The organism is Maritalea porphyrae (genome assembly GCF_027213965.1).
Lineage (GTDB): Bacteria > Pseudomonadota > Alphaproteobacteria > Rhizobiales > Devosiaceae > Maritalea > Maritalea porphyrae_A.
This window is the reverse complement of the sequence record NZ_JAPWGX010000001.1, coordinates 368,074-380,988: the sequence shown is the minus strand read 5'-3', so window position 1 is coordinate 380,988 and position 12,915 is coordinate 368,074. Positions and strand designations below refer to the sequence as shown.

The following is a 12,915-nucleotide window of genomic DNA, read 5'->3' as shown; positions in this document are numbered from 1 at the left end:
CTTTCATGGTGCGGAAAGGGGACATGTTCCAAATATATGCCAATTCGATTGGGATGTCGTTTTTAACGGAGAACACCTTCATGAAATTCTTGAACCTGACAAAATCCAAACGCCTTGCTGCCATCACAGCAGCTGCGTTGATATCAACCACGGCGCTTGTCAGCGTGGCGACCACAACGATGCCGGCAACTGCTCAGATTGCTGTGCAAAACGCGGCTCCGTTCAGCTTTGCCGATTTGGTGGAAGCTGTTCGTCCTGCAGTGGTCTCAATAAGAGTAAAAACCAAGATTGTTGAAACCCGCGGACCGCGCTTCAACGACAATTTTACCATGCCGGATTTACCGGAAGGTCACCCATTCAATGATTTCTTCAAGCAATTTGAAGACCAATTCGGGTTGCGTGGCGATCAGAATAATCGAAAACAACGTCCACGTTTTGGTCAATCCATGGGTTCTGGATTCATCATCTCCGCTGATGGATTTGTCGTCACCAACAATCACGTGGTTGAAGATGCCGCTGAAGTTGTTGTGGTTATGGACGATGGCGCGGAAATGAATGCCAAAATTATTGGCACTGATCCTAGAACAGATTTGGCATTGCTAAAAATCGAAGCAGCAAATGAACTCGAATATGTTGAATTCTCAGATGCTGAAGCCCGTGTAGGTGATTGGGTCGTTGCCATTGGCAACCCATTTGGGTTGGGAGGCACTGTTACCGCAGGTATCGTTTCGGCACGTGGACGCGACATTAACGCAAACGCCTATGATGATTTCATCCAAATCGATGCGGCGGTAAACCGTGGCAACTCCGGTGGCCCAGCATTTGACACAACTGGCAAAGTTGTCGGCGTAAATACGGCCATTTTCTCACCAAGTGGTGGCAATGTTGGCATCGCATTCGCGATCCCTGCGTCAGTCGTTAAACAAGTTGTTTTTGATCTGATGGACGACGGCAACGTCACGCGCGGTTATTTGGGTGTGTCGATCCAAGATGTAAGCGATGATATTGCTGAAAGCGTTGGCTTAGACAAAACTACTGGTGCATTGGTCACCGAGCCACGCCCAGATTCGCCAGCACAAAAAGCAGGAATCCAATCGGGCGATATCATTTTACGCGTCAACGGTGAGAAAATTGAAGGCGCGCGTGATTTGGCCCGCATTATTGGCCAATATAGCCCAGAAAGCGAAGTGGAGCTGGTCTTGTGGCGTGATGGCGCAAGAGAAAAAGTCAGCGTGAAACTTGCGACCCTAACGGACGAGCAGGCGCTGGTTGAGGCCGTGCCAGAAGTCGATCCGATTGATCCAACCGCACCACATGAATCATCAACCGGTCTTGTTTTGATGCCGAACGAAGAAGGTGACGGCTTAGTGGTGACCGACATCTTGCAAGAGAGCATTGCGATGGAAAAGGGCTTTGTGCCAGGTGACGTAATTCTGTTGGCCAACTCAAAGCCGGTGAACACAATCGCAGATTTTGAAAAAGCCATCGATGAAGTCAAAGCGGCCGGGCGTAATACCATGCTGGTGAAAGCCTCAAGAGACGGCAACTCGCGTTACGTAGGTTTACCCATCGAGTAATCCACTCTGGCTGGTCGCCCGAAATTGGCGGCCAGCAATTGTTCTTCCCCAGCGTAGAAGGTAGTTTGGTCGGTATGAAGATACTTTTGATTGAAGATGATCGCGAAGCGGCCAATTATCTTATTCAGGCGCTCGATGAAGCCGGGCACGTCACTCATCATGCTGCGGATGGTGAAACGGGATACGCAATGGCCAGCTCGATGGACTATGATATCTTGATCGTAGATCGCATGTTGCCTCGTCGCGATGGTCTTTCCATCATTGAATCCCTTCGGGCCGAAAACGACGAGACCCCGGCACTAATCCTATCAGCACTTGGAGAAGTTGATGATCGCGTAACTGGTCTGCGGGCAGGGGGCGACGACTATTTGACAAAGCCCTATGCTTTTTCTGAGTTGCTTGCACGTATTGAAGTGCTCGCACGACGTTCCGCACCTGCAGAGGCATCAACAGCTTACCAAGTAGGCGGCCTGACCCTTGATCGATTGTCGCGCAATGTTGAGCGCGATGGCGAAAAAATCACTCTTCAACCCCGAGAGTTTCGCCTACTCGAATATCTCATGAAACACTCCGGGCAAGTGGTGACACGCACGATGTTGCTCGAAAACGTGTGGGACTATCACTTTGATCCCCAAACCAACGTAATCGACGTGCACATGTCGAGGTTACGTACAAAGATCGACAAGGGTCGCCCAAGTGTGCTCTTGCACACAATTCGTGGCGCAGGGTACATGATCCGTGCATAGCTTTTGGCAGCTTTGGCGCACCACAACTTTTCGCCTTACTGCAATGCTAATTGCTGTTTTTGTGGTTTTTGCCATCGGCATTTTGGGATATCTCGCCTACCAGACGTCGATTATGATTCAAACGCAGCAATTACGCGCGATTGATAGTGAAATCGATCAACTCAACAAACAATACCAACGCCTTGGCACACGGGGGTTGGTTGTTGCTTTACAGCGCAATGCCAACAGGCCGGGCCCTGGCATCTATTACGTTGCCGACCCCACTGGGCAGGCGATTGCTGGCAATGTGCTTGCTGTTCCAATTGATGTGCTTGAAAATCCAGGAACCCACACCTTCAAATATGATCGCGGGGAGGATTTGCACGCTGATGACCCGCGGGCACAAGGAGTTGCCTTGGTTAAAAGCTTTCAGCTGCCGAGTGGGTTTCGCTTGGTTGTTGGGCGAGACATCGTTGAACGGCGCGGTTACAGCGCGGCCATTTTTCAAGCTTTTGGCTGGGGTGTTTTGTGGATTATTGCCCTTTCAGTGATTGTTGGCGTTTTGACCGCGCGCTCAGTCCTTAAGCGGGTCGACACGGTCTCCGATACCGCCCGCAAAATCATGTCAGGCTCTATGTCAGAGCGCATTCCGGTCACCAAACGCAATGACGAATTTGACGGGTTGGCCACCAATCTAAATGCCATGCTTGAGCGTATCGAGCAATTGATGCAAGGGCTCAAGGAAGTCACTGACAACGTGGCACATGATCTTAAGACACCGCTTACGCGTTTGCGCAACAAAGTCGAAGGTGCGCTAAAAGACGGCACCACACCCGATCAACAACGTGAGGCGCTGGAGACGACAATTGAAGAATGCGACCAACTCATCCGCACGTTCAACGCGCTGCTGATGATCGCCCGCGTGGAGGCAGGGTCACCTTCGGGCGCGTTCAGTCCTGTAGATCTGGCTGATGTCATAACAGATATTGCTGAGCTTTATGAACCTGTTGCAGAGGATTCTGGAATCACCATTTCAACCGAACTCGCAGCTTTGCCACGCTTTTCATGCAACAGAGAGCTGATTGGGCAAGCGCTCGTCAACTTGGTGGAGAACGCCATCAAATACGCCAAAGACGCTAAAGAAAATCCTGCCATCACGATATCGTTGCATGTGGCTGGTAAAAATATGATCATCGAAGTGGCTGATAATGGGGCAGGTATTCCGGTCGAAGATCGCCAGCGGGTGCTAGAACGTTTTGTGCGGTTGGAAAAAAGTCGTTCTGAACCTGGTTCTGGGCTCGGTCTTAGCCTTGTCGCCGCTGTCGCGCGGTTGCATAAAGGTACTATTGAGATTCTTGATAACAAACCGGGCGCACGTATCCGGTTGAGTATGCCAACGGAACATTAAATGAAACCACTTGCCAGCTATCTCCAATCGTACAACAGACAATTTGGAAATGGCGAGGCAATTGGTGATTTATTGGCAGAAACAGTACTGCCACTAAGCAACATTTCTTCGTGTCAATCTGGCTTGGCCTGCATTTTTGAGGCGGCGCCATTTTTGGCAGATTGCGCAAGGGCAAACCTTGCTTGGCTTGACGCGGCGTTGAGCAAACCAACCGCTGACACTGTCGCGGAAATATTGGCGGACGCTGAGGGCGCGCCATCTCTTGATTTGGATGAAATGGGACTGCGCGCATTGCTGCGGCAGTTGAAATTGCGCATCGCACTGGTGACCGCCGTTGCCGAAGTGAGTGGCGCAACCACGCCAAAAGACACGACAGAATGGCTCGCGTTGTTCGCAGATAAATGTTTAGACGCCGCGCTTGATCATTTGGTCACTGAGCGATTTCACGCTTTGGGTGTCGCTGTTGATCCAACCATGCGCCCATCGCGTCAGTCGGGCCTGACCATTCTTGCCTTGGGCAAACATGGCGGGTTGGAACTGAATTATTCCTCGGACATAGACATTGTAGCGTTTTACGATTTGGCACGTTCACCGCTCGCAAATAATCCGCGTGTTGGCCGCATTTACGAAAAAATGGTGCGTGAGCTGGCGGCCATCATGCAAGAGCGTGACGAAACGGGATATGTGTTCCGCACTGACCTGCGTTTGCGGCCCGATCCTGGCTCAACGCCAGTTGCCATTTCAACTGGCGCTGCCATGTCCTATTATGAATCGCGCGGCCAAAACTGGGAGCGGGCAGCTTGGATCAAAGCGCGGCCATGCGCGGGCGATATTGAAGCGGGTGAGCGCTTTTTAACAGAGCTTTCTCCCTTCATCTGGCGCAAGCATTTAGATTTTGCCACCATCGGCGACATCAAAACGATCAAGCGCCAAATCAACACGGCAAAAAATGTCGCTGGGCGAACCGTGTTGGGCCACAACGTCAAACTGGGCAGTGGCGGCATTCGAGAGATTGAGTTTTTCGCCCAAGTACAACAACTGATTGCCGGGGGCAGGGACACACTGCTGCGCACGCGATCCACTTCAGACACACTCAGTGCGCTAGCGGCCACCAATTGGATTTCCAGTGATGTTGCTCAAGGACTGATTGAGCGATATTGGTTCCTTCGGGCGGTCGAAAACCGTGTGCAAATGCTCAACGACGAACAAACCCATTCACTTCCCAAGACCGATAAGCAACTCGCACCCATTGTCGCCTTGTTGCCGTTTGACGATGTGGCTGCCTTCAAAAAAGCTTATCGCGACTGTTTGGATGCGGTTGTTGATCATTATGGCGAATTGTTTAGCGATGATGAAGAAGACGACGAATTGGGTGATCTGGTTTTTACCGGAAGTGATGACGACCCTGCGACTTGGACCAAGCTGTCCGAAATCGGGTTTAAAGACCCCTCCAAAGTCATAGAAACCATCAAGCGCTGGCATTATGGCGGCTACGCCGCTACAAGGGCTGATAAGGCCCGCCAAACGCTCACAGCGCTTATTCCCAGCCTGTTGCGCAACATATCAAATGCGCGCAACGCGGATGAGGCGTTGCGCCAGTTTGATTTTTTCATCTCCAAATTGCCCGCAGGGGTCCAGCTGTTTGCGCTATTGCAGAACAATCAGCGCCTGCAAAATGTCTTGATCGACTTCATGGCAGCCGCGCCGCGTATGACAGACGCCATTTTGCGCCGCGTGCATATCGTGGACGGTTTAATTGACCCCGCATTCTATGATGAAGTGCCCAGCCCTCACACTATAGACGTGCGCGCGAAAGAGTTTCTGGGTGAAGCCCGCTCTTATGAGGACTTGATTGATCGTGCCCGTATATTCGGCCAAGAGCAAATCTTTCTCATCAGCGCGGGATTAATCGCTGGTACGCTTGCAGCTGATACCGCTGCCAAACAGTTTAGCGCTTTGGCTGAAATATTGCTCAATTGGGTTTTTGAAGCCGTGCGCCAAGAATTTGAATTAAAGTATGGCATTGTTGAAGGGGCAGAAGTGGCGTTGCTGGCATTTGGTAAAATGGCCAGCCGCGAAATGAATGCACAATCAGATTTGGACTTTATCCTGATTTATGATCTGCCCGAAGGCAGTGAGCAATCAACGGGTCCAAAGCAGCTGGATAGTTCGCACTATTTCATCCGCCTTACACAGCGTTTGGTTGCCGCAATTTCGGCACCCACTGCAGAAGGGGTGCTGTATGAAACAGATATGCGTTTGCGCCCTTCAGGCAACGCAGGGCCGCTCGCAACCAGTTTGCGTGGTTTTGAACGCTATCAACGCGAAGATGCCTGGACATGGGAACATATGGCACTCTCTCGCGCACGCGTGGTTTTTGCCGATGGGCAATTGGGTGCGCGCATTTCCAAAGTAATTGAAACGGTGCTGACAGGGCCGGTTGATCACCAAAAGCTTGTGACCGACGTATTGGATATGCGCAACCGTTTGCTACGTGAACGGCCGGCCAAATCGGCTTGGGACATCAAGCTCGCAAGTGGTGGTTTGATTGATCTAGAGTTCATAGCTCAGTTTGCCCAGCTGGCCTTTGGTCAAGAATTGGGCGTGCCACAAGCACCACCTCTGGACGTTATCAAAGCGCTTGAAGCTCATGGTCGAATTGAAAGCACAGCTGAACTTGATCAAACTCACGCGCTTTACAATGTGGTGCTGCAGCTCACTGCCGCCTGCCAGATTGAGGCGGTGAAAACTGAAAACTGGAGTGATGGTTTTGTTGAGCTTTTGACCCGCACTACCAATTTCCCGAGCCTTCAAATGCTTGAGGAAGAACTGGCGGAACGACAAAATCGAACAGCATCGGTGTTTGAGGAATTTATCAATTAAATGAATCGCTAAGCGGCTTTTTCTAAAGTGCCATCTTCAATCTTCGCAGGTAGCGTGATGGCGACTGTTGTGCCTATGCCGGGGTTGCTGTCGATCACCAAGGATCCGCCAGACAATTCAGCGATCGCTCGGGAAGTGGCAATGCCAAGGCCCAGTCCGTTGTGGTCTTTAGTGAAGGCCGCTTCGCCCAAGATAAAGGGCTGAGACAGTAACTCGACGCGTTCTTGCGGCATGCCAATGCCACTGTCAGTAACCTCTAAAACCACACCATCGTTTCCGCACCAACAGTTTAGCACAATTGATCCACCTTCTTGGGTAAAACGAATGGCATTGTCCAAAAGGTTGTCGACCATTCGGCGCAACAATGCGGGATCTGCTTTCACGACGCTTTCACAAAGGTTCATTGCGTCCAGTTTTAGCCCGGCGCGTTTGGCACGCGCTGCATGGCGGCGCAGGCTCTGCTTCACGAACTTATACATATCCACGTCAGCGTCATTTTGAATTGTTTGCCCACCCTCAAGTTGGGCCAGATCCAAAATCGAAGCAAAATTGTCAAGCAGAGCTTCGCCGGATTGTTTGATGTCGGAGATATAGTTTGAGTATCGTTTGTCCCCAAGAGGGCCGTAAGGTTCATGTTGCACAAGGTCGGCAAAACCAATGATGTGGTTAAGGGGGGTGCGCATGTCGTGGCTCAGGTGCGCCAAAAAGCTTGTCTTTGATCTGCTGGCTGCTTCAGCCGCGATCTTTTCAGCATGATATTGTTTAGCTAGTTCCCGATATTGCTCTTGCAGCGCTTTTTTGGCTTTCTTTGCCGCGTGGTGTTCGGTGCTATCAATAATCACGGTAACAAAACTGTGGTCCGGGTCAGAAATATCCTCGATGCGGATGATTTTCTCGTCTGCACATTTGGCCACTACAACTCGATGATGCTCATCGTCTTTATGTGCATCAAATGTAATTGGATTTGTTGCCTCGGTCATAATCTCGGCGTAAGGCGCACCCTGTTCCGCTGCTTTCTCTTCCAATCCCATCAATTCGCGATAGGCTGAGTTGCACCAAAGTAGCTGCGCTTGCGCGTCCCAGTGGGCTAAACCATGTGGCATATGCTCAAGGGTTTCGTGCAATGTGTTTGTTGCTTCGCTCTGCTCTTCTTGTACCGGTGCCAGTTGGATTAGTTGGTGCAGCGCGCAAACACCTGCAATGGTCAAAATGGCAATAATGGAGCGGGTGAAAAGGTCAAAGCCTTCAAAGAAAAAAATTGCCGCTGCCACAATCAGCATGGCGACAAGTGTTTTTGCAATTTCAAATTGGACGTCTGGAGTGAGCGATGTGATGTTTTGCCAGTTGGAAAAAGTGACGGATCGCTTCTGCGAAAGTTTTGAGTCATGCGACACATTCTGTGTTGCTCTGAATCCCGTTGCAGCGCCGTCGGATTGCTCCGTCGTCAACATCGTATCTCTCCAGTATCAAATAAAACCCCAGGCGACGATTTCTCGCTTCGCTTAGCTAAGATACTGAATCAAAAAGGGGACTCTTGTCGAGCCCCCAAATTGTAACTTAACACCGGCTCCAAAAAACTTTGAGTCTTTTGAATCACTTACTGTTAGAAAAAAAATTAACCAGCCAAAGTGCGTTCCAAAATGTCTGAACAGTCAGGCGACAAGTTGGGGCTTTTTTGTAGGTTTTCCAGCGCGGATTGTGCGGCGGTTCGGCGAGTTGATTCGTATTTTTTGAACGAACGGAAAAGCGTGAGCAATCGTGCGGCCAATTGAGGCGTGCGCGTATCAATGTCCGCAATCAAGTTCGTTGCAAAGTTAAAGCTCGCCCCATCTTTGCGCCCAAATTGAACCTGATTGGCCGCAAAACCACCAATCAAAGATCTCACGCGATTGGGGTTTTCAATGTTGAATTTTGGATCATTCATCAAAGATTTGACGCGATCCAGCGCGTCTTCATCTGGAATGATTGCGTTTAAGCTTAGCCACTTATCGAACACCAAAATATCGTCACAGTGATTATTGCGGAAATCGGTGAGCAATTCCGCTGCGGCAGGGTGGTTGGACGCCGCTAGCGCGCCAAGTGCAGCACTCCGGTCCGTCACATTGGTGGCGGCGTGATATTGTGCTACGGCCACTTGGCCGCCTTTGTTTGCGTCCGCTGCCAACAATAGGTTGAGGCACTGATTTTTCAATGCACGTGCACCAGCAGAAGCAGCGTCAGGCGAATAGGCACCTTCATCAAGCAACGACTTATATGTTTGAGCTAGCTCAGGTTCGATCATCGTCGCGATTGCTGAAAGTGCCAAGCGTCGCACATCATAGATGTGTTCAGGATCAATATTCTCGCCAACGTGTTCAGCCAAAACAGACTGGGTCGGCAAGCTAAGCGTTAGCGCTTTAAAGGCGTCATCAAGTGTTTGGTCCATCAAAACAGACCGGAACGCTTCAGCCAATTTGCCAAGGTCTTGCGGGGTGGGGTCCTCTCCGCCGATTTTGGCGGCAGGCACCAAGATATCAAGCGCAACATTTTGCAAACTGTCCCAGCGGTTGAACGGGTCATTGTCTAATCGTGCAAGGTTAAGTTTGTCGACCATCGTTAAATCTGAATTGACGCTAACCGGTGCCGAAAAATCGCGGAACAGGGAAAGTGTTGGCTTGCTCGATACCCCTTCAAACACCACGGTCTGCTTGGCTTTTTCAAGGATCATCAGATCTTCTTCAACCGTTGCCCCTGCTACACTATCCCAGCTAAGGTCTTCGCCATTATCAGAAACCAAACCAAATCGAATTGGAATAAATTTGGGCTCTTTCGTGGGCTCGCCCGGCGTTGGCTTATTGATCTGTTCAAGGTTGATGGTTAGGCGCTTGCTCTCGCCGTCATAGCTGTGGGTGATGTTCACTTCGGGACGCCCGGCAACCGTGTACCACATTTGCAAATGGCTTAAGTCTTTGCCGCTTGCATCTTCAAAGCATTTCACGAAGTCTTCGATAATGGCTGCATCACCGTCGTGGCGTTCAAGATAGATGTCCATGCCTTTGCGGAACATATCTTTGCCCAAATAGGTCTGGATCATGCGCACAATCGCTGAGCCTTTTTCATAGACCGTGGCTGTGTAGAAATTGTTGATTTCTTTGAATTGGTTTGGGCGAGGTGGGTGTGAAAGCGGACCTGAATCTTCGGCATATTGGTGCGCGCGCAAGTCACGTGCATCAACAATCCGCTTTACAGCGCGTGAGCGCTCGTCACTAGTAAACTCTTCGTCGCGAAAAACGGTTAACCCCTCTTTGAGGCAGAGCTGGAACCAATCTCGACAAGTAATTCGGTTGCCCGTCCAATTGTGGAAATACTCGTGCGCAATAATCGCTTCAACTTTTTCATAATCATCGTCAGTTGCGGTTTGCGGATTCGCCAAAATACATTTGTCGTTGAAAATGTTTAAGCCCTTGTTTTCCATTGCGCCAAGGTTGAAATCTGACACCGCAACAATGTTGAACACGTCAAGATCATACTCGCACCCGAACCGTTCTTCGTCCCAAACCATTGAGCGTTTCAGGCTATCCATCGCCCAGTCGCATTGACCTTCCTTGCCATGCTCAACATAAATGGCCAGATCGACATGTTTTCCTGTCATGGTGGTGAAACTGTCTTCGATGTGGGCCAAATCGCCCGCGACCATCGCAAACAGGTAGGATGGTTTTGGATGAGGGTCATGCCAAAGTGCAAAATGGCGATTGCCGTCCAAATCGCCACTTTCCACCGGATTGCCATTAGAAAGCAGAATTGGCGCCTGTGTTTTGTCCGCTTCCATGCGCACACTATAGACAGACATTACATCTGGGCGGTCATAAGAATAGGTGATGCGGCGAAAGCCTTCCGCTTCACATTGTGTGCACCAAACCCCGCTGGAACGGTATAGGCCCTCAAGTGCTTTGTTCGCCTCTGGCTGCACGCGCACAACGGTCTCAAGCGTGAACTCTTTTGGCGGGTTCTGAATCTCAAGAAATTTGTCCGACACCGTATATTCGTCGCTTGAAAGCGCGCGGCCATCAATTGCCACATGACGCAATTCCATGTGCTCGCCATGCAATTTGAGCGCCGAACCTGGTGCAACACCGTCGCGCAAATGAAATTTTAGCTTAGCCTTGATGTCCATCTCGTCGGGCGCGAACACCACATCCAGATCAGTCGTTTCAAGCGCATATTCGCTTGGTTTGTAATCACTTAGGTAAGTGGTTTTGTGTTCTTCAGCCATCTTTAGCTCATAATCCCCGAGTTGTTTTTGCGCCTATTTTTTTGGCGAGTTTTTAAATTGCGAAACACTGTGGCAGAACCGCTACAGCCAAATTCGTCCACCGCATATAATCTGAAAGGCTGGTTGATTCAAACCAGCTTGCCAACCTTTTTGTGTATCAAACATGTTAAATTCTATTTTCGCCTGGTTCGAAAAGCATTATTCGCCGATTCATATTGAACCCAATCCACATCCACCGATGGGGTTGCTCAAATTCTATTGGTATTTCATTGGCCAGTTCCGAACACCCGTAATGTTCAAAGTCATTATTGTGGCCATTGGCGCAGCCCTTGATGCTATGATTCCGATATTCCTTGGGACCATTGTTGATCTTGTGTCAGGCACAGAGCCGGGAACCTTGTTCAAAGACCAAGGCGCTTTGCTTTTGGCAATGGGCATCACCTTGGCATTGCGCCCTTCGGTTTTTGTCTTAGATATTCTCATCCAATACCACACCATTGTCCCATCTTTGGTGGGCCGCGTGCGCTGGCAATCGCACTGGCATGTGGTGCGCCAAAGCTGGACTTTTTTCCAAAAAGACTTTGCGGGCCGAATTGCCTCAAAGATATTTGAAACAGGTCCATCGCTTGAGAATAGCGCCATGGAGGTGATCGATGCGGTTTGGTACATGGTTGTGTTCTTTATCGTCGCAACGGGTGTTCTGGCCAATCAAGACATCGTCTTTTTGTTCCCGCTCTTGGGGTGGGCCGCTGCCTATTTGTTGCTGATGTATTTCTCGCTCCCAGCGATTGCCAAACAATCCAAGATCAACTCAAACGCGCGCTCGGTTGTCACGGGGCGCATGGTGGATTGCTATGCCAACATTCAAACGCTGAAAACGTTTGCGACTGGAAGTCTTGAAGACAAATATGTTGCGGATTCAGTTGAGGAAAACATCAAGCAGTTCCGCCTGTTGATGCGGGTATTTTCGCGCATGTGGATGAGCCTGTTCGTCATCAACACTATTTTGCTAATCACCACGGGCTACCTCGCACTATCTTGGTGGAACAAGGGCCTGATCACCACGGGCCAATTCGCTATGATCGTGCCGTTTGTTTGGCAATTGCTCAATATCTCTGGCTGGATTTTGGAAGTCGCATCCGGCATTTTCCGCGATATGGGCACGGTGCGCGACGGCATGGAAACCATTTCTAAGCCGCTTACGATGGTGGACGAACCCAATGCACCTGAACTTGCGGTTGAAAAGGCCGGTATTGCCTTTGAAGACGTAAAGTTCAACTACGACGGTGGCGAAGATAAACGGGTTATCGATGAGCTTAATCTTGACATCAGACCGGGCGAAAAGGTCGGGTTGATTGGTCGTTCGGGCGCCGGAAAGTCAACAATCGTCAATCTGTTGTTGCGCCTGTTTGATGCAGAAGAAGGTGTGATTGCTATCGATGGACAAGATATTTCACGCGTTGGCCAAGACAGTTTGCGTCAAGCTATTGGCTTTGTTTCACAGGATACTTCGCTTCTGCATCGCTCGGTGGGCGATAATATCAAATATGGCAAACCAGACGCAACTGACGAGCAGATGGTTGAGGCGGCGAGGCGGGCAAAAATCCACGACGTGATCCTTGATTTGCAAGACGAAGATGGAAACAAAGCCTATGAGGCGAAAGTGGGTGAACGGGGCGTGAAATTGTCTGGTGGCCAACGCCAGCGGATCGCCATTGCCCGTGTGTTGCTCAAAGACGCACCTATTCTGGTGTTGGATGAAGCAACTTCTGCGCTTGATAGCGAGGTGGAAGCGGCCATTCAAGAGCAGTTGACCGAATTGATGGCAGACAAAACCGTCATCGCGATTGCACACCGCTTGTCCACAATTGCCGCCATGGATCGCCTGTTGGTGATGGATGAGGGCAGGGTAGTGGAGCAGGGCACCCACGATGAATTGCTAGAGCGAGATGGGCACTACGCCCAATTGTGGAAGCGACAATCCGGTGGATTTGCTGCGGCGGAATAGGGCAGGAAAAATCAATGTTGCCTTTTAAGGTAACTGCACATAAAGTAAGAAAAAACTTTTTA

Annotated in this window: 7 protein-coding genes; 5 read left to right on the top strand and 2 right to left on the bottom strand. The window is 50.2% G+C overall.

Translation table 11 applies throughout. The annotated features are described in order from the left end of the window. Nucleotides 1-80 precede the first annotated feature (80 nt). From O4H47_RS02120 to O4H47_RS02105, 4 genes are all read left to right on the top strand, one after another. Entirely contained in the window at nucleotides 81-1,577 is a 1,497-nt protein-coding gene (locus O4H47_RS02120; RefSeq protein ID WP_269392282.1) for a Do family serine endopeptidase, read from the top strand. Nucleotides 1,578-1,651: 74 nt separating this feature from the next. Further along, nucleotides 1,652-2,323, top strand: coding sequence for a response regulator transcription factor (locus O4H47_RS02115; protein WP_269392281.1), 672 nt, complete (start codon nucleotides 1,652-1,654; stop codon nucleotides 2,321-2,323). After that, on the top strand, nucleotides 2,316-3,710 hold the full coding sequence (locus O4H47_RS02110; protein WP_269392280.1) for a HAMP domain-containing sensor histidine kinase: 1,395 nt from the start codon (nucleotides 2,316-2,318) through the stop codon (nucleotides 3,708-3,710). The genes O4H47_RS02115 and O4H47_RS02110 overlap by 8 nt, the downstream gene beginning before the upstream one ends. Beyond that, nucleotides 3,711-6,593: a bifunctional [glutamine synthetase] adenylyltransferase/[glutamine synthetase]-adenylyl-L-tyrosine phosphorylase gene (locus O4H47_RS02105; RefSeq protein WP_269392279.1), complete on the top strand. Its 2,883-nt coding sequence runs from the start codon at nucleotides 3,711-3,713 to the stop codon at nucleotides 6,591-6,593. An 8-nt stretch (nucleotides 6,594-6,601) separates the two neighbouring features. Here the strand turns inward: O4H47_RS02105 and O4H47_RS02100 are convergent, their stop codons facing one another. Beyond that, nucleotides 6,602-8,044 carry a PAS domain-containing sensor histidine kinase gene (locus O4H47_RS02100; protein WP_269392278.1) on the bottom strand — a complete coding sequence of 481 codons (1,443 nt, stop codon included), beginning with the start codon at nucleotides 8,042-8,044 and terminating at the stop codon, nucleotides 6,602-6,604. Between the two features lie 164 nt (nucleotides 8,045-8,208). Beyond that, entirely contained in the window at nucleotides 8,209-10,845 is a 2,637-nt protein-coding gene (gene pepN, locus O4H47_RS02095; protein ID WP_269392277.1) for an aminopeptidase N, read from the bottom strand. 163 nt (nucleotides 10,846-11,008) lie between these two features. Here pepN and O4H47_RS02090 point away from each other — a divergent pair, with 163 nt between their 5' ends. Next, complete coding sequence (locus O4H47_RS02090; protein WP_269392276.1) at nucleotides 11,009-12,853, top strand: ABC transporter ATP-binding protein; 1,845 nt, start codon at nucleotides 11,009-11,011, stop codon at nucleotides 12,851-12,853. The last annotated feature ends 62 nt before the right edge of the window (nucleotides 12,854-12,915 follow it).